Annotated in this window: 19 protein-coding genes and 1 riboswitch; of the genes, 16 read left to right on the top strand and 3 right to left on the bottom strand. The window is 70.1% G+C overall.

Going from position 1 to position 17,367, the window contains the following annotated elements:
• Positions 1–67: 67 nt before the first annotated feature.
• Positions 68–198, top strand: a riboswitch (FMN riboswitch).
• Between the two features lie 102 nt (positions 199–300).
• The 6 genes from DKM19_RS12400 (at position 301) to DKM19_RS12425 (ending at position 4,336) form a co-directional block, all read left to right on the top strand.
• Positions 301–648: a hypothetical protein gene (locus DKM19_RS12400; RefSeq protein ID WP_110695826.1), complete on the top strand. Its 348-nt coding sequence runs from the start codon at positions 301–303 to the stop codon at positions 646–648.
• Complete coding sequence (locus DKM19_RS12405; RefSeq protein WP_110695827.1) at positions 649–1,257, top strand: riboflavin synthase; 609 nt, start codon at positions 649–651, stop codon at positions 1,255–1,257. It abuts the gene before it with no gap.
• The gene (locus DKM19_RS12410; protein WP_110695828.1) at positions 1,254–1,916 is read left to right on the top strand and encodes a nicotinamide mononucleotide transporter family protein; all 663 of its coding nucleotides are present in this window, start codon (positions 1,254–1,256) and stop codon (positions 1,914–1,916) included. The genes DKM19_RS12405 and DKM19_RS12410 overlap by 4 nt, the downstream gene beginning before the upstream one ends.
• Entirely contained in the window at positions 1,913–3,127 is a 1,215-nt protein-coding gene (locus DKM19_RS12415; protein ID WP_110695829.1) for a bifunctional 3,4-dihydroxy-2-butanone-4-phosphate synthase/GTP cyclohydrolase II, read from the top strand. The genes DKM19_RS12410 and DKM19_RS12415 overlap by 4 nt, the downstream gene beginning before the upstream one ends.
• On the top strand, positions 3,124–3,630 hold the full coding sequence (ribH, locus tag DKM19_RS12420) for a 6,7-dimethyl-8-ribityllumazine synthase (RefSeq protein ID WP_110695830.1): 507 nt from the start codon (positions 3,124–3,126) through the stop codon (positions 3,628–3,630). The genes DKM19_RS12415 and ribH overlap by 4 nt, the downstream gene beginning before the upstream one ends.
• A 247-nt stretch (positions 3,631–3,877) precedes the next feature.
• Positions 3,878–4,336, top strand: a complete 459-nt coding sequence (locus tag DKM19_RS12425) for a PH domain-containing protein (RefSeq protein ID WP_110695831.1) — start codon at positions 3,878–3,880, stop codon at positions 4,334–4,336.
• A 243-nt stretch (positions 4,337–4,579) separates the two neighbouring features.
• Here DKM19_RS12425 and DKM19_RS12430 read toward each other — a convergent pair whose 3' ends face one another.
• Both DKM19_RS12430 and DKM19_RS12435 read right to left on the bottom strand, forming a co-directional pair.
• Positions 4,580–5,248 (bottom strand): TrkA family potassium uptake protein, encoded by a 669-nt coding sequence (locus DKM19_RS12430; RefSeq protein ID WP_204358769.1) that lies wholly within the window; start codon positions 5,246–5,248, stop codon positions 4,580–4,582.
• Positions 5,241–6,581 (bottom strand): TrkH family potassium uptake protein, encoded by a 1,341-nt coding sequence (locus tag DKM19_RS12435; protein ID WP_110695832.1) that lies wholly within the window; start codon positions 6,579–6,581, stop codon positions 5,241–5,243. Before DKM19_RS12435 ends, DKM19_RS12430 begins: the two co-directional genes overlap by 8 nt.
• Before the next feature lie 234 nt (positions 6,582–6,815).
• Between DKM19_RS12435 and DKM19_RS12440 the strand changes: the two genes are divergently transcribed.
• From DKM19_RS12440 to DKM19_RS12455, 4 genes are read left to right on the top strand one after another with little or no spacing between them, the layout of a single operon-like run.
• Positions 6,816–7,682, top strand: coding sequence for a MoxR family ATPase (locus tag DKM19_RS12440; RefSeq protein WP_110705671.1), 867 nt, complete (start codon positions 6,816–6,818; stop codon positions 7,680–7,682).
• Positions 7,666–8,859: a VWA domain-containing protein gene (locus DKM19_RS12445; RefSeq protein WP_369988715.1), complete on the top strand. Its 1,194-nt coding sequence runs from the start codon at positions 7,666–7,668 to the stop codon at positions 8,857–8,859. The genes DKM19_RS12440 and DKM19_RS12445 overlap by 17 nt, the downstream gene beginning before the upstream one ends.
• Complete coding sequence (locus DKM19_RS12450; protein WP_110695834.1) at positions 8,852–9,958, top strand: XdhC family protein; 1,107 nt, start codon at positions 8,852–8,854, stop codon at positions 9,956–9,958. Before DKM19_RS12445 ends, DKM19_RS12450 begins: the two co-directional genes overlap by 8 nt.
• A 31-nt stretch (positions 9,959–9,989) precedes the next feature.
• Positions 9,990–10,562, top strand: a complete 573-nt coding sequence (locus DKM19_RS12455; RefSeq protein ID WP_110695835.1) for an NTP transferase domain-containing protein — start codon at positions 9,990–9,992, stop codon at positions 10,560–10,562.
• Between the two features lie 73 nt (positions 10,563–10,635).
• On the opposite strand, the gene DKM19_RS12460 is transcribed toward DKM19_RS12455, so the two are convergent.
• Positions 10,636–11,523 (bottom strand): endonuclease/exonuclease/phosphatase family protein, encoded by an 888-nt coding sequence (locus tag DKM19_RS12460; protein ID WP_110695836.1) that lies wholly within the window; start codon positions 11,521–11,523, stop codon positions 10,636–10,638.
• A 173-nt stretch (positions 11,524–11,696) separates the two neighbouring features.
• Here DKM19_RS12460 and DKM19_RS12465 point away from each other — a divergent pair, with 173 nt between their 5' ends.
• The 6 genes from DKM19_RS12465 to dinB all read left to right on the top strand — a co-directional run bounded on the left by DKM19_RS12465 (position 11,697) and on the right by dinB (position 17,245).
• Entirely contained in the window at positions 11,697–12,737 is a 1,041-nt protein-coding gene (locus DKM19_RS12465; protein ID WP_110705672.1) for an LLM class F420-dependent oxidoreductase, read from the top strand.
• A 170-nt stretch (positions 12,738–12,907) separates the two neighbouring features.
• Positions 12,908–13,975, top strand: a complete 1,068-nt coding sequence (locus DKM19_RS12470) for a Xaa-Pro peptidase family protein (protein ID WP_110695837.1) — start codon at positions 12,908–12,910, stop codon at positions 13,973–13,975.
• Positions 13,976–14,000: 25 nt separating this feature from the next.
• Positions 14,001–14,561, top strand: coding sequence for an elongation factor P (gene efp / locus DKM19_RS12475; protein ID WP_089206168.1), 561 nt, complete (start codon positions 14,001–14,003; stop codon positions 14,559–14,561).
• Positions 14,561–14,971, top strand: a complete 411-nt coding sequence (gene nusB / locus DKM19_RS12480) for a transcription antitermination factor NusB (protein WP_110695838.1) — start codon at positions 14,561–14,563, stop codon at positions 14,969–14,971. The genes efp and nusB overlap by 1 nt, the downstream gene beginning before the upstream one ends.
• A gap of 239 nt (positions 14,972–15,210) precedes the next feature.
• On the top strand, positions 15,211–15,969 hold the full coding sequence (locus DKM19_RS12485; RefSeq protein ID WP_110695839.1) for a bifunctional 2-polyprenyl-6-hydroxyphenol methylase/3-demethylubiquinol 3-O-methyltransferase UbiG: 759 nt from the start codon (positions 15,211–15,213) through the stop codon (positions 15,967–15,969).
• A 55-nt stretch (positions 15,970–16,024) separates the two neighbouring features.
• Complete coding sequence (gene dinB, locus DKM19_RS12490; protein ID WP_110695840.1) at positions 16,025–17,245, top strand: DNA polymerase IV; 1,221 nt, start codon at positions 16,025–16,027, stop codon at positions 17,243–17,245.
• Positions 17,246–17,367 lie beyond the last annotated feature (122 nt).

The raw sequence follows: 17,367 nt of genomic DNA on the forward strand, positions 1-17,367 counted from the left end.
TTTGCCGGACGTGGCACACTGATATAGGGGGAGCGAGCCCGACGCGGTGAGCTCCCACCAGACAGAGCAGCGTGCTCCGGGGTCGGTGAAAGTCCGAACCGGCGGTTACAGTCCGCGACCCGGTCGATGCCATCGACCGGTTGACCTGGTGAAATTCCAGGACCGACGGTTAAAGTCCGGATGGGAGGAAGCGCGCGAGCGGAGAGTGTCTTCGGGCACCCTCCGCTGACTGGGTGTATACACCTGTGATCCCCCGGGGCCCGCCGTGGCAGAAAGCTACTGGCGAGTAGGAGACCTCGGGTGACTGATCGGGCGCAGACGCGCCGGGCGATCGAGCGTACGGCCCACGGGCGCGACGCTACCGGCCCCCATCCCTTCGCAGGCCGTGCCGGCCTCGACATCCTTGACGTCCCCTCCACCCGGCCCCACGCGGCGGTCCCGGTGGAGGCCGCCTTGACGAACGCCCCCTCAGCGAACGCCTTCCCATGGAACGCCGTCCCGGTGGACGCCGCCCGGATGGACTTCGCCCCGGCGGATGTTGTCCCGGACGCCGCCCTGACGGGCGCCCCGCCGAGGGTGCCGTTCCCGGTGGACACCGCCCGGCGCATGCCGGAAGCGGTCCGGCCGATACCCCCGAAGGAGCTGTGAATGTTCACCGGAATCGTTGAAGAACTGGGTGAGATCGCCGCGATCGAGCCGCTTGAGGACGCGGCGCGGATGTCGATCCTGGGCAAGGTGGTCACCGCCGATGCCGGCCACGGCGACTCGATCGCCGTCAACGGCGTCTGCCTGACCGTGGTGGACGTGCAGGGGGAGGTGTTCACCGCCGATGTGATGAAGGAGACCCTGGACCGCAGCTCGCTCGGCGCGCTGGAACCGGGATCCCCCGTCAACCTCGAGCGCGCGGTCCGCGCGGACCAGCGTCTGGGCGGCCACATCGTGCAGGGCCACGTGGACGGCACCGGCGTGCTGCTGTCGCGGGAGCCCGCCGAGCACTGGGAGGTCGTCCGGATCTCCCTGCCGGACGACCTCAACCGCTACGTGGTGGAGAAGGGCTCGATCGCGGTGGACGGCATCAGCCTGACCGTGATGAGCGTGGACGGCGAGGGCTTCGCCGTCAGCCTGATCCCGACCACCCTGCAGCTCACCACCCTCGGTGCGAAACGGCCCGGCGACCCGGTGAACCTCGAGGTCGACGTGATCGCCAAGCACGTGGAGAAGCTCGTCGGCGCGTATGTCCCCGGCGGCCGGTCATGAACTGGGCCGAGGCGGGATTCGAGGTCCTCGGGACCAAGGTCCTCTGGACCGATCTGATCGGGAACGTGGCCGCGCTGGCCACCGTACTGCTGGCGATCCGCAAGTCGATCTGGACCTGGCCGGTGCAGCTCGTCGGCTCGGTGCTGCTGCTCGTCGCCTCCGTCAACGCGCACATCACCGGCAACGCGCTCAAGCAGTTCATGTTCGGCGCGCTGGCCGTCTACGGCTGGTGGCGCTGGTCGCGCGGTACCCAGAACGGCCAGGAGCTGGCCGTGCGGCCCGCCACCGGCCGCGAGCGGTCCGTGCTGCTCGGAGTCATGGTCGCGGGTACGGCCGCGGTCGGTCTGATCTTCTTTGCCACCGGGCTCTCCTGGGGTTCGTACGCCCCGCTGCCCGAGGGTTACTTCCTGGTCGCCGCCGACGCCTACATCTTCGTCGGCAGCGCGGTCGCGACCTGGGCCCAGAGCCGGGCGCTGGTCGACTTCTGGCTGATCTGGGTGGCCGTGGACCTGGTGGGCGTGCCGGTCGCCTTCCGCTCGGGACTGGTCGTCTCGGGAGCCGTGTACGGAGTGTTCTTCGTGCTTGTCCTGATCGGATTCTTCAACTGGCTCAAGGAGTACCGGTCGAGGGCCGTGCTCGTTCCGAAGGAGGCGGTGTGATCAAGCTGGACCCGATCGAACGGGCGATTGCCGATATCCGCGAGGGTAAGGCCATCGTGGTCGTCGACGACGAGAACCGCGAGAACGAGGGTGACATCATCTTCGCCGCGTCCAAGGCCACGCCGGAGCTGCTGGCCTTCACGATCCGGCACAGCAGCGGCGTGGTGTGCGTGCCGATGCGCGGTGAGGACCTCGACAGGCTCGGCCTGCCGCTGATGGTGCACGACAACAAGGAACGCCTCCGCACCGCCTACACGATCAGTGTGGACGCCCGTGACGGGGTGAGCACCGGCATCTCGGCCTCGGACCGGGCCAGGACGATCCGCACCCTGTGCGACTCGGCCACCGAGCCGTTCGAGCTGGTACGGCCGGGCCACGTCTTCCCGCTCCGCTACCGCGAGGGCGGCGTGCTGGTCAGGCGCGGCCACACCGAGGCGGCCGTGGACCTGGCCGTGCTCGCCGGGCTGGGCTCGGCGGGCGTGCTGGCCGAGGTCGTCAACGACGACGGCACGATGATGCGGCTGCCCGAGCTGCGCGAGTTCTGTGACCTGCACGACCTCGCGCTCGTCTCGATCGAGCAACTGGTGGAGTATCGGCGGCGGACCGAGCGGATGGTGACCCTGGTCGCGGAGACACGCCTGCCGAACCAGTATGGAATGTGGAAGGCGTACGGCTACGCGAGCGCGCTGGACGGCGGCGAGCACCTGGCCCTGGTCTACGGCGACCTGGAGGACGGGGAGAACGTCCTGGTCCGTGCGCACTCCGAATGCCTGACCGGGGACGTGTTCGGGTCGCTGCGGTGTGACTGCGGGGTGCAGCTCGACCGCGCGATGTCCACGATCGCCGCCGAGGGCCGAGGAGTGATCGTGTATCTGCGCGGGCACGAGGGACGCGGGATCGGGCTGCTGGCCAAGCTCAAGGCGTACGGCCTCCAGGACAGCGGCAGCGACACCGTGGACGCGAACCTGGAGCTCGGACTGCCGGTGGACGCGAGGGAGTTCTCCAACGCGGGGCAGATCCTCGCGGACCTGGGCGTGAAGTCGATCCGGTTGCTGACCAACAACCCGGCGAAGGTGCGGGGCATGGACGGCTACGGGATCAAGGTGCTCGGCCGGGAGCCGATGCCCGTGGCGATGAACCCGTACAACGAGAAATACCTGAGGGCCAAGCGCGACCGCCTCGGCCACGACATTCCCGAGGAGAACGCATGAGCGGCACCGGACGTCCCCCCGCGCAGGCCGTCGAGGCCGGAGGGCTGACCGTCGGCATCGTGGCCGCCCGATGGCACGAGAAGATCACCGACCAGCTTGTGGCCCGCGCCGTACAGGCCGTCCAGGACAGCGGCGCCACCGCGACCGTGATCCGCGTGGCCGGGTCCCTGGAGGTCCCGGTCATGGTCCAGGCCCTGGCCCGGCGGTGCGACGCGGTTGTCGCCCTCGGGGTCGTGATCCGCGGTGAGACCGCCCATTTCGACTACGTCTGCGACTCGGTGACCTCCGGCCTGACCCGGATCTCCCTGGACGAGGAGATCCCGGTCGGTAACGGCGTGCTGACCTGCGAATCCCTCGACCAGGCCCTCGACAGGTCCGGACTGCCCGGCAGCCACGAGGACAAGGGTTACGAGGCCACCGTCGCGGCCCTGGAGACGGCGCTGCTGCTGAGGGGCCTCCGGGCCCTGGAGGCGCCGAAGGTGGCCGATCCGGGGCGGGTCTGAGAGGCCGAGGCCCGGAACCCGCCGGGGAGGCGTCCGGGACGTGCCCGGGGCCGTGCCGGGACTCCTCTCCCGCCCGTCGCGGAGCATGACGCCCGTCGCGCTCGCGACGGGCGGGAGAGACGCCTCCACGCCGGTGCCCGTGTGCGGCCGGGCCCGGAGGTGCCGTGCGGTAAATTTCGTTCGGCACTGTGGCCGGCCGTCACAGCCGTCGTGACCGGTGGTCTGCCCGAAGGATCGTGATCTCCAGTTGAGCCCAGAGAACGTCTCTCCGCCCGCCCTGCCCGTCGTGTGGCGGCCGAGGAAGGGCCGGATCGTGGCGTACGGCTTCGCGGGTGTGATCGTGCTCGGGGCGTTGCTCCTGGCGATCCTCCTGCCGCCGCCGTTCACCGTCCCCGACAAGATCGCGATGGTCGGGCTCGGCGCGATCGTCGCCGGGGTCCTGCACCTGCTGGGGCGGTGCCGGGTGGAGGCCGACGAGCGGGGGATCACCGTCGTCAACCCGCTGCGCGTGCACCGCTACGAGTGGTCCGAGGTGCTCGGGGTCAGCCTGATCGTCAACGAGCCCTGGGCCAAGATCGACTTCGCGGACGGCGTCACGATCGGGGCCATGGGCCTGCAGGGGTCGGAGAAGAACCGGACCGTACGGCAGGTCCGCGAGCTGGCCGCGCTCATCAGGGAGCGCGGCGAGGCCACTGAGACCCGCTGACCCGCTTCCGGTCCCCGTCCGCTCCCTCTCAGAGAGCACGGCTCAGGGGGGAGCACGGCGAGGCCGGCGAGATCCGCCGACCCGCCTCCGGTTCCCGTCTGCCCCCTCTCAGGGGAGCACGGCTCAGGGGGAGCGCGGCGAGGCCGGCGAGATCCGCCTCCGTTCCCCGTCCGTCTCTTCTCAGCCGGTGACCGCGGCGGACTCGGCCGTGGACGCGCCTGACCCGGTGGACCGGAGGAGGCCTCAGGTCTCCTCGGCGAACCGTTCGGCCTTGTCGGTCTCGCCGGCCACGAGCAGGATGTCGCCGCTCTGGATGAGCGTGTCGGAGGTGCAGTAGGTGAACCCGCTGCCGGGCTTCTTGATCCCGACCACGGTGACCCCGTACTTCTTGCGGATGCCGAGCTCGCCCAGGGGCTTGCTCTCGGCCCATCGGGGAGCCTTGGTCTTGATCAGGGCGTAGCCCTCGTCGACCTCCACGTAGTCGAGCATCCGGCCGGTGACCAGGTGCGCGACCCGCTCGCCCATGTCGTGCTCGGGCTGCACCACGTGGTGGGCGCCCACGCGCTCCAGGATCCGGCCGTGCTGGAGGGTGATCGCCTTGGCCCAGATGTCGGGGACGCCGAGATCGCTCAGGATCGAGGTGGTCAGGATGCTCGCCTCGATGTCGGTGCCGATGCCGACCACGGCCCGGCCGAACTCCGCGATGCCCAGCTGGGTGAGCGCGTCGGGGTCGGTGGAGTCGGCGCACACCACGTGGGTGAGCTGCCCGGAGAGCTGCTGCACGGTCCTTGAGTCGCTGTCCACGCCGAGCACCTCGACGTCGCGTCCCACGAGTTCGACCGCCAGCGAGCCGCCGAACCGGCCGAGGCCGAGCACCACGACCGCGTCGCCGCGGTTCTTCTTGTCAACCAACGAGAGGACGCTCCTCCGGATAGCGGAACCGACGGGTCTGGATGTGCAGGGCCAGGGCGGCGCCGAGGGTCACCGGGCCGATTCGGCCGATGAACATCAGGGCCGTCAGGACCAGGTGCCCCGCGGTGCCGGCCTGGGCGGTGACCCCCGACGACAGGCCGACCGTGCCGAAGGCGGAAATCACCTCGAACAGTACGCGGTCGAGCTTGAACGGGGTCACCACCATCATCACGAAGGTGCCCACGGCGACGGACGCCACGCTCAGCAGCGCGATGGTCAGCGTCTGCCGCTGGAGCTGCTCGGGGATGCGGCGTCGGCCCGCCGAGACGTCCGGTTCGCCGCGCAGCTCGGCGAGGATGACGTACCCCAGAAGCGCGAACGTCGTCACCTTGATGCCGCCGCCGGTGCTCGCGCTGCCCGCGCCGACGAACATCAGCACGTCGCTGATCAGCCAGGAGTTCTCGGACATCTGGGAGGTGTCAACCGAGTTCAGGCCGCCGCTCCGCGTCATGGCGCTGTGGAAGAACCCGGCCATGATCCGCAGGCCGGGGGAGAGCCCGCCCATGGTGCCGGGGTTGTTCCACTCGGTGATGGTGATGGCCAGGGCCCCGCCGAACAGCAGGACGGCGGTCATCCCCAGCGTGATCTTGGTGTGCAGTGACCAGCGGGCCGGGCGGCGCCAGTGCAGCCGGAGCACGGCGTAGACGGGGAAGCCGAGGCCTCCGGCGACCACCGCCAGCGCGAGGGGGAGGCAGATCCACGGGTCGCCGACGAACCTCATGATGCTGTCCGGCCAGAGCGCGAACCCGGCGTTGGTGAAGGCCGAGACGGAGTGGAATATCCCGTAGTAAAGAGCGCGGCCGAACGGCTCGCCGTACCCGATCAGGAAGCGGGCGGTGAGCGCCGCGGCGGTCAGCACCTCCGCCACCAGCGTGACCTTGGCGACGCCCGTGATCACCCGGCGCACGTCGCCGGGGCCGAAGGTCTTGGTCTCGGCCTGGGTGTTGAGCCGGGCGCGCAGGCCCAGCCTGCCGGAGACGACCACCGCGAGGATCGAGGAGAGCGTCATGATCCCGAATCCGCCGATCTGCATCAGCACCAGGATCACGATCTCGCCGAAGAACGACCAGTGTTCCGCGGTGTCGTGCACGGCGAGTCCGGTCACGCACACCGCCGAGGTGGCGGTGAACAGAGCGGACGTCCACGAGGTCGTCTCGCCCGCCTCGACCGCCATCGGCATCGACAGCAGCCCCGTGCCGATGGCGACCACCGTCAGGAACGCCACCACGACGACTCTCGACGGTGTGTTGATCTGACGGACCGGATTCCTCACAGGGGGTGAGAATACGCCTGTTCGCCCCCGAACCTAAGATCGTTCGCCCGATCGCCCCGGGGTGATCGGGCGCAGCCGCTCCGGCCTCCCCCTCCGGGCACCGCCCGCGGCGGCCCGCCATGGCCGATCTCTGCCATCTGATGCCGGATCCGATGGCACTGTTCTCCCAAGCCTTGATCGGACATTCAGGCGTAACCTGAGGTGGTGGTGAGGCGGACGATCGAGGCATCGGACATGGAGTCTCCCGGCCGGCTGGCCGAGTTGCTCGAGGAGCGGGCTTATCTCGCCGACGAGGGGCTGGCCACGGCGGCGTTCCTCGCGCTGCGGATGGGCCGCCCGCTGCTCCTCGAAGGCGAGGCGGGGGTCGGCAAGACCGAGCTGGCCAGGACCCTGGCCGCCGTGCTGGAGGCGCCGCTGATCCGGCTGCAGTGTTACGAGGGACTCGACGCCTCCCAGGCGCTCTACGACTGGGACTTCGCCCGCCAGCTCCTGCACCTGAAGGCCGCCGAGGCGGGCGGGATCACCGACGCCGCACGGCTGGAGGGGGAGGTCTACGACCGGAGGTTCCTGATCGCCCGGCCGTTGCTGAAGGCGATCGAGACCCAGCCGGCGGTGCTGCTCATCGACGAGGTCGACCGGGCCGACGTGGAGTTCGAGGCGATCCTGCTGGAGGTGCTCTCGGACTTCGCGATCTCCGTCCCCGAGCTCGGCACGATCCGCGCCGAGCGGCCGCCGGTGGTCGTGCTGACCTCCAACCGCACCCGCGAGGTGCACGACGCGCTCAAGAGGCGCTGCCTCTACCACTGGCTCGAACACCCCTCTTTCGAGCGGGAGGTGGCGATCCTGCGCAGGCGGCTGCCCGCGTGCTCCGAGAGCCTCGCCGAGCAGGTGGCCAAGGCGACGGCACGGCTCCGCGAGACCGACCTCATCAAGCCTCCCGGGATCGCCGAGACCCTCGACTGGACCGAGGCGCTGCTGACCCTCGGCGCGCGGGAGCTGGACCCCGACGTGGCCGCCGCCACGCTGGGCGCCCTGCTCAAGCACCGGGAGGACCACGAGGCCGTGCTGGGGAACGGGTTCTTCGGTGATCTCCGACGCTGACGGCGACCGGCGACGCGGCGGTCCCGCCGACGCGGAGACGGCTGTGCCTGCCGCGTCCGCCGAGCCTGTCGCGTCCGCTGTGCCTGCCGTGACGCCGGGGGACATGGTCGCCGTCATGACCGGCTTCGCCAGGACGCTGCGCGCCGCCGGGGTCCCCGCCGACCACGAGAGGACCCAGAACTTCCTGCGAGCCCTGTCCCACCTGGACGCCGCCAGGCCCGACGACGCCTACTGGGCGGGCCGCTTCACCCTGTGCGCCTCGGCCGACGACCTGCCCCGCTACGACCGGGTCTTCCGGGCCTACTTCGGGGGGCTGCGCGCGAGCCGCGCGAAACCCGCCGCGATCACCGTCGTCCGGCACACCGCGGCCCTGGCCGGTGACCGGGAGGAGAGCGGCGACGGTCCGGTCCTCGCGGCGACCGCGAGCGCGGTGGAGGTGCTGCGCAACCGGGACGTGGCCAGGATGACCGGGGCGGAGCTGGCCGAGGTGCACCGGATGCTCGCCCTGCTCAGGGCGGGGCGTGAGCAGCGCAGGTCGCGGCGGTTCCAGCCGTCGCACCGGGGCCGGCTGGACAGCAGGGCGACGATCCGCGAGGCGCTGCGCAGGGGCGGGGAGACCGCCAGGCTCCGCTATCGCACGCACAGGACCAGGCCCCGCCGGGTCGTGCTGCTGGTGGACGTCAGCGGTTCCATGACCCCCTACGCCGACACGCTGCTCCGCCTCGGCCACGCGCTGGTCAGGTCCGAGCCCCGGGCCACCGAGGTGTTCAGCACGGGCACCCGGCTCACCCGGCTCACCGCGGAGCTGCGCCACCGCGACCCGGCCACCGCCATGAACGCCGTCTCCCGCGCCATCCCCGACTGGAGCGGCGGCACCCGGCTGGGCGAGGAGCTGCGGAGGTTCCTGACGCTGAACGACGCGGGGGGCGCGGTCGTGGTGATCGCCTCCGACGGGTGGGAGCGGGGGGACGTCTCGCTGCTCGGCGCGGAGATGGCCCGGCTGTCCCGGACGGCGCATCGCGTGATCTGGGTCAACCCACATAAGGGGCAGAAGGGTTACCAACCGCTCACCGCGGGGATGCGTGTGGCACTGCCGTACGTTGACGACTTTGTGGCCGGGCACAGCCTGGCCGCCTTCGAGGAGCTAGCCAGGTTGTTGGGAGGCGCGAATGCGTGACGTGTTGATGCAGATCGCGCGGTGGTGGGAGACCGGGGAGAGGTTCGGCCTGGCCACCGTGGTGGATACCTTCCGTAGTGCCCCGCGCCCGCCGGGCGCCTCCATGGCCGTGCTCGGCGAGGAGGCGGAGGGCAGTGTCTCTGGCGGCTGCGTCGAGGGCGCCGTCTACGAACTGGCCCAGGACGTGCTCGCCTCCGGCACGCCGGTCCTGCAACGCTACGGCGTGAGCGACGACGACGCCTTCTCCGTCGGGCTGACCTGCGGCGGCATCCTGGACGTGTTCGTCGAGCCGATATCGCGCGAGACCTTCCCCGAGCTGGGGGCGATCGCCGAGTCGGTGCGGGAGCGCGAGCCGGTGGCGGTGGCGACCGTGCTGTCGGGACCCGGCGCGGTCGGGGCCCGCCGGGTGATCTGGCCGGACCGCTCCTCGGGCTCGCTGGGCGTGGCCCGGCTCGACGAGGCGGTGGACGACGACGTCCGGGGCATGCTCGCGCAGGGGCTCACCGGGGTCCGGCGCTACGGCGCGGAAGGTGAGCGGCGCCTCGACGATCTGTCGATCTTCGTGAACTCCTTCGCCCCGCCGCCCCGGATGCTGGTCTTCGGCGCGATCGACTTCGCCGCCGCGGTGGCCAGGGTCGGCAAGTTCCTCGGCTACCACGTGGTCGTGTGCGACGCCCGGCCGGTGTTCACCACGGCCAAACGCTTTCCCGAGGCCGACGAGGTGATCGTCAAGTGGCCGCACGACTACCTCAGCTCGATCACCGTGGACGAGCGGACCGCGATCTGCGTGCTCACCCACGACCCGAAGTTCGACGTTCCCCTGCTGGAGGTGGCCCTGCGCACCCCGGCGGGCTACGTCGGCGCGATGGGCTCGCGCCGTACGCACGAGGACCGGCTGGCACGGCTCGCGAAGGCGGGCCTGAGCGAGGCGGAGCTGAAGCGGCTGCGCTCGCCGATCGGCCTGGACCTAGGCGCGCGGACCCCGGAGGAGACCGCGGTCTCCATCGCGGCCGAGCTGATCCAGCTGCGCTGGGGCGGTTCCGGGCAGCCGCTCACCGACGGCTCGGGCCGGATCCACGGGCACGGGCCCCACGCGTGATCACGATGGCCGGGCGGAGCCGAGGAGTCACATGAGATCTGGAAGCGCGGGGCTGCTGCTGGCGGCCGGGTCGGGGTCGCGACTCGGCACGCCGAAGGCACTGGTGGAGTTCCGGGGAGAGCGGCTGGTGGACCGGGGGATCCGGCTGCTCCATGACGGCGGCTGCCATCCCGTGGTCGTCGTGCTGGGAGCCGCCACCGCGCAGGTGCGGGGTGCGGTGACCGTGTGCAATCCCGACTGGCGCTCCGGGATGGGCTCCTCGCTCCGCGTCGGCCTGGGCGCGCTTCCCGACGGTGCCGAACACGTGGTGATCGCCCTGGTGGACCAGCCGTTCATCGGCCCGAAGGTGGTGGAGCGGCTCATCCGGGCCGCGAGGGACGGAGCCTCGGTGGCCGTCGCCACCTACGGCGGGGCGCGGCGCAACCCGGTGCTGATCGCCAGGGAGCACTTCGAGGAGGTCGCCGGGCTCGCGACCGGTGACACCGGCGCCCGGCCGTTCCTGCGTGCCCACCCCGAGCTGGTCGTCGCGGTGCCCTGCGACGACATCGGCGACCCCGCCGACATCGACACTCCGGCGGATCTGTCCGCGCTGCGGGCCCGCTGAGGTCTCCCGCGGCGGCGGGCCGGACGGGAGGGGCTCCCCGCCGCCGGATTCAGAGGCCTTCCCGCCGCCGGGTTCAGAGACGGAGTGACGCGACCGCCGCGCGGTGGTCGCTGCCGGCGGCCTGCTCGACACCGGCGCTGGTGGCGGTGAGGCCGCGGTAGAGGATGTGGTCCGGGCGGGTGACGGGGAAGGACGCCGGCCAGGTGAAGCCGAACCCCTCGCCGGCCTCCTGCTGGGCGTCCGACAGGGGCGGCACCAGGCCCGCGCGTTTGCGGTCGGTGGTGGCGGTGTTGAGGTCGCCGAGCAGCAGCAGGTGCTCGCTGGTGTCCCTGTCGACGATCTTCCCGGCCTTGGCGAGGGTCTCGTCGCGCAGGTCGGTCTGGCCGGGCCGGGCGGAGGCGAGGTGCATGACGTAGACGGTCAGCTTTCCCCTGGGGGTCTTGACCACCGCCCGCAGGGCCCGTGCCCAGTCCAGGCCGATGTCCACCTTGCGGGTCTCGAGGATCGGAAACCGGCTCCAGAGGCCGACCGTGGCGATCCGGTAGTTGTACGGGAAGTGCTCGTTGAGGAACTTCGCGGCCGGGCCGCCCGGCGTCAGCTCCTGCACCGCGACCAGGTCACGGCCTTTCGAGACGGCCTGTACGGCCTGCGCCGACTGGGCGTTGGTCGCGCCCACGTTGAGCGTGGCGACGGACACGTCGCTCAGCCCGCCGGGCGGGCTGTGCAGCAGCGTGGGGCCGAACATGAACGCCCACACGGTCACGGGGACCAACGCCGCGGTGACCACCTGCCACGAACGGGTGAACAGCGCGCCCACCAGCAGGAGCGGCGTGGCGACACCGAGCCAGGGGAGCACGCTCTCCAGCACGGGCGTGAACCCGCCCAGCTCCGGCAGCAGCCAGTGTCCCCCGAGAACCAGGGAGAGCACCCCCGCCGTCACGACGATCGACCACCTCAGCACATCGCTCCTCGTCCGCCGCACCCGAGGGATCCCCTACCCCGGAATGCGTAGGCTACCGGCCGTAGGGCGGCGGCGCGGGGCTTGGTGCTTCGGCGGTGAGTGGTTAACCTTTGTTGCCGAGACAACGGAACAACATTCGGTTTCGTCGGCGTATGCGGAAGGACGATCTCACGATGCGTATCGGTATGGCCCTGAACTACTCAGGGGGCTTCAAGGAGACGGTGGCCGAGCTGGCCGACTACGAGAAGGCCGGTCTCGACATCGTCTTCGTCGCCGAGGCCTACAGCTTCGACGCGGTCAGCCAGATGGGCTACATCGCGGCCAAGACCGAGCGGCTGCAGATCGCCTCCGGCATCCTGCCGATCTACTCCCGGACCCCGACCCTGCTGGCCATGACCGCCGCGGGCATGGACTTCGTCTCCGACGGCCGCTTCACCCTCGGCCTGGGCGCCTCGGGCCCGCAGGTCATCGAGGGCTTCCACGGCGTGCCGTACACCGCCCCGCTGGGCCGTACCCGCGAGATCATCGAGATCTGCCGCCAGGTCTGGAAGCGCGAACGCCTGACCTATGAGGGCAGGCACTACACCATCCCGCTCCCCGCGGACCAGGGCACCGGCCTGGGCAAGCCCTTGAAGATCATCAACCACCCGGTCCGCGACCGCATCCCCGTCGTGGTCGCCGCCATCGGCCCGAAGAACGTCGAGCTCTCCGCCGAACTGGCCGAGGGCTGGGAGCCGATCTTCTACATGCCGGAGAAGGCCGCGGACGTCTGGGGCGCCTCCCTGGCCGCGGGCAAGGCCAAGCGCGACCCGGCCCTGGGCGAGCTGGACGTCATCGCCCAGGCGGCGCTGGCCATCGGCGACGACGTGTCGGACTGGCTGGAGCTGGGCCGCCCGATGGCGGCCCTCTACATCGGCGGGATGGGCGCCAAGGGCAAGAACTTCTACAACGACCTCGCCCGCCGGTACGGCTACGAGAAGGAGGCCGAGCAGATCCAGAACCTCTATCTCGACGGCAAGAAGGACGAGGCCGCCGCGCTCGTCCCCCACGAGCTGCTCGAGAAGATGTCGCTGATCGGCTCCGAGGGCCACGTCCGCGACCGCCTCCAGGCCATGAGGGAGTCGGGCGTCACGACCATCAATGTCACCCCGCTCGGCCGTACGCACGAGGAGCGCATCCAGCTGATCGAGAAGGTCAGGGATCTCGCGTCCTGACCTCTCCGCGAGCGGGAGGACCGGCCGGGCCGGCCTCTGCCCGAGCCGCGGCCCGGACCGGGCCGCGTCTCTCCCCGAGAGGGGGGCCGGTCCGGGGCCGGACCCCTCCCGCTCACGGAAATCACTTCACATGGTCGTAGCGCCATGAAACCGGTCAATAACATTCAGATATGACCGTCACCCATGCTCGGCGCCGCGAACACCTGGCGGCTCTGCTCCCCGCTCACGAGGCGGACGCGATCCTGGTCACCCATGGCGTGAACGTGCGCTATCTGACCGGCCTGGACAGCTCCAACGCGGCGGTGCTCGTCCGGGCCGACGCCACCGCGACGCTGGCCACCGACTCCCGCTACACCGAGACCGCTCGGCGGATCTGCCCCGACATCGAGGTGATCGAGGAGCGCGACGTCGCCGGGGGCCTGGTCTCCAGGGCTCGCAGGATCGGCGTCGAGGCCGACCACCTGTCCGTCGCCGACTACTTCCGGCTGGGCGAGGACCTGCTGCGGGTGTCCGGGATGGTGGAGGCGGTGCGCCTGGTCAAGGACGAGGCCGAGATCGACCTCATCCGCACCGCGTGCGAGCTCACCGACCGGGCCCTCGCCGACGTGCTGCCCATCCTGAGGCCCGGACTGACCGAGAAGGAGATCGCCAGGGCGCTGGAGTGCCGGATGATCGAGCTGGGCGCCGACAGGCCCGCCTTCGACTCGATCGTGGCGAGCGGCCCCAACGGCTCGATTCCGCACCACTCGCCCTCGGACCGGCCGCTGGAGCGCGGTGATCTGGTCACGATGGACTTCGGGGCACTCTACGAGGGCTACCACGCCGACATGACCAGGACCGTGGCGATCGGCGAGCCCGCGCAGTGGCAGCGCGAGCTGTACGAGCTGGTCCGCGCGGCCCAGCGGGCCGGTCGCCGTGCCGTACGGCCCGGCGCGATCACCCATGACGTGGACGCCGCGTCCCGCGACCTGATCGTGGAGGCCGGGTACGGGGAGTACTTTGGGCACGGTCTCGGCCACGGTGTCGGGCTGGAGATCCACGAGGAGCCGTTCCTGTCTCCGGCAAAGCCAGAGTCCGACCCCGAGCACGCTAGACTAAAGGATCGAGTTCCGGTCACCGTTGAGCCTGGGGTTTACCTACCGGGCAGGGGCGGCGTCCGCATCGAGGACACGCTCGTGGCGCGTGATCAGGGGCCGGAACTTCTCACACGGACGACCAAAGAGCTGCTTGTCCTTTAAGAGCGGCCGTACGCAGGAGAGACTAGTGGCGACGACGAACGACCTCAAGAACGGCCTGGTGCTCAAGCTCGAAGGCGGTGAGCTCTGGGCGGTTGTGGAGTTCCAGCACGTCAAGCCCGGCAAGGGCGGTGCGTTCGTCCGCACCAAGCTGAAGAACGTCAGGTCGGGCAAGGTCGTCGACAAGACCTTCAACGCGGGCGTCAAGGTCGAGGTGGCCAACGTCGACAAGCGCGAGATGCAGTTCTCGTACATGGACGGCGAGGAATACGTCTTCATGGACACCGAGAACTACGACATGCTCAACGTCTCCAGGACGTCGGTCGGCGCCGCCGCCGACTACCTCCTGGAGAACATGCTGGCCGTTCTGGCGATCAACGAGGGCAACGTCCTCTACATCGAGCTGCCCGCGGCCGTCGAGCTGACCATCACCGAGACCGAGCCCGGCCTTCAGGGCGATCGCTCCACCGGCGGCACCAAGCCGGCCAAGCTGGAGACCGGCGCCGAGATCAAGGTGCCGCTGTTCATCACGACCGGCGAGAAGGTCAAGGTCGACACCCGCACCGGCGATTACCTCGGCCGAGCCTGATGTCGGCTCGGGGTAAGGCGCGCAGACGCGCGCTGGACATCCTCTTCGAGGCGGAGGCGCGGAGCGAGAATCCACTGAGCGTTCTCGCCGAGCGCCTGGAGCGGGCCGAGCCACCCGTGAACGAATACACCACCACGATCGTCGAGGGTGTCTGCCGGCACCAGATCCGCATCGACGAGCTGATCACCACCTACGCCGAGGGCTGGACGCTCGACCGCATGCCCGCGGTCGACCGCAACCTGCTGCGTGGCGGCACCTACGAGCTCCTGTGGATGCCCGACGTCCCGGAGGGCGTTGTCATCAGCGAGTGGGTCAGCCTGGCCTCCGAACTGTCGACCGACGAGTCGCCGCAGTTCGTCAACGGCCTGATGGCCCGCTTCAAGCAACTCAAGCCGTCGCTGGCGCTGTAGCGCCATCCAGCGGGGGCCGGCGGACCTGTCCCCGGCTCCCCGACACGCGTATGTATGGCGCCCGTCCCGGCCTCCGGCCGCGACGGGCGCCCGCGTGTTTTCATCGCATCCTTATGCCCCGGAATCGACCCGTGCCGGGAAAAAACTCGATCAAGCGTGAGTATGGATCGTGCTTGGGCCGCTTCACGGGCGGTCCAGCGTAGGCTGGGTTCGTCACCGAAAGAGGAGGCGATCTGAAGTTGCATGCCGTAGGCATCTCGCGGCAGGCAGGCACCCCGGCGGTACGAACCGCTGTCGTGTGGGATGTCCTGCGTGCAGTGCTGGCCGATCAGATGGCCGCTACAGGCCGTGATCGACTCGACATCGTCGATGCCGGGGGTGGAACGGGCGGCTTCGCCGTACCTTTGGCCGATCTGGGACATGCTGTCACGGTCGTCGACTCCAGCCCCGACTCGCTGGCCGCGCTGGAGCGCCGCGCCGCGGAGGCGGAGGTCGAGGTGCGCGCCCTGCAGGGCGACGCCGCGGACCTGGGCGAGCTGCTCCCCGCGGGCGGCGCGGACCTGGTGCTCTGTCACAGCGTGCTGGAGTACGTGGAGGATCCGGTCAGCGCGATGACGGCCATGGCCGGTCTGCTGCGCAAGGGCGGGGTGATCAGCGTGCTGGCCGCCAACCCCATCGCCGCGGCGTTGCATCGCTCGGTCGCCGGCCGCTTCGACGAGGCCCGCCAGATCCTGGAGGACCCCGAGGGGCGCTGGGGCGATCGTGACCCCACGCCGCGGCGCTTCACTCGCGAGAGCCTGGAGCGACTCCTCGGCATGACCGGTTTTGTCCCCGGGGAGGTTCACGGTGTGCGGATCTTCGCCGACCTGGTGCCCAGCAGGCTGCTCGACGGCGAGCCGGGGGCCGCGCGTGCCCTGATCGCCCTGGAGCAGGCGGCCGCCGCCCATTCGGTGCTCCGTGACATCGCGACCCAGCTGCATGTGTTGGGTCACCGGTGAAGGGCACATCGAACGCGTGTTCTCGTAGAATGACGTCGTGTCGAGAAAACAGCAGATGCCGCGTCCAGGCCCGAATCTGGGCGCCGACGACACCGGCTGTCCCATCCTCCACGTCGACATGGACGCCTTCTACGCCAGCGTCGAGCTGCGTGAGCGCCCCGAGCTCAAGGGAACACCCGTCATCATCGGCGCGCCCGGTGCGCGCGGGGTGGTGCTCAGCGCCACCTACGAGGCCAGAAGGTTCGGCGTGCACTCGGCGATGCCCATGACCCGGGCCCGCCGCCTCTGCCCCCAGGCGGTGATCATCCCCCCGAGCCGCGGCAAATACTCGGAGGTCTCCCGGGGCGTCATGGAGATCTTTCACACGTTCACCCCCGAGGTGGAGCCGATCGCCTCCGATGAGGCGTTCCTCGACGTCGGAGGGGCCCGCAAGCGGCTGGGCCCGCCGGCCGCGATCGCCGAGATGATCCGCGAACAGGTCGTGCACGAGCACGGGATCACCTGTTCCGTCGGGGTCGCCAACAGCAAGTTCGTGGCCAAGCTCGCCTCGCAGCACTGCAAGCCTGACGGCCTGCTGGTCGTGCCCGTGGATCAGGTGGTCGACTTCCTCCACCCGCTCCCCGTGGCGGCACTGTGGGGCGTGGGAGAGCGCACTGAGCAGTCCCTCACGAGGCTCGGCATCAAGACCGTCGGTGATCTCGCCAGGGTCCCGGTCGCGACGCTGGAGCGAGGGCTCGGTCAGGCGGCGGCCACGCACCTGGCCGCGCTCGCCTGGGGGCGCGACGAGCGCCCCGTGACCCCGCACGTGCCCGACAAGAGCATCGGTGCGGAAGAGACATTCACCACAGATGTTGACGATCCGGTGAAGATTCGCAGGGAGTTACTCCGCCTCTCGGAACGGGTCGCCGCGAGGCTCAGGCAGGGTGGTCACGTCGGCCGGACGGTCAGTGTCAAGCTTCGGCGGGCCGATTTCAGCACGATTTCCCGTTCCCGTAGCCTCCACGAGCCCACGGACGTCGCCCAGATCCTCTACGCCACCGCCTGTGAGCTGTATGCCGCTGCCGGCCTGGAAAATGTACGACTTCGCCTGGTCGGAGTGCGTGTGGAGAACCTCCGCCCGGCAGACGGGGCGACCAGACAACTCGGCCTGGGAGAGCGCGAGACGGGTTGGCGGGAGGCCGAACAGGCTATGGACAGGGCGGTCCGGAGATTCGGTCAGGATGCGGTGCTCCCGGCGTCGCTTGTTAGCCCGCCGTTTGATGGAATAGACCCATGATGCCGCCTCCGGTTTGGACTACGTTGGACGTTTTCTTTCGTCTACGTCTACAGCCTCGTATTCTGGGGATAACCGACCGCGAGGTTCGGACACCCCGTGTCGTCCGTCACCGTCTTCCCCGT

The organism is Streptosporangium sp. 'caverna' (assembly GCF_003203775.1).
Taxonomy (GTDB): Bacteria; Actinomycetota; Actinomycetes; order Streptosporangiales; family Streptosporangiaceae; genus Streptosporangium; species Streptosporangium subroseum.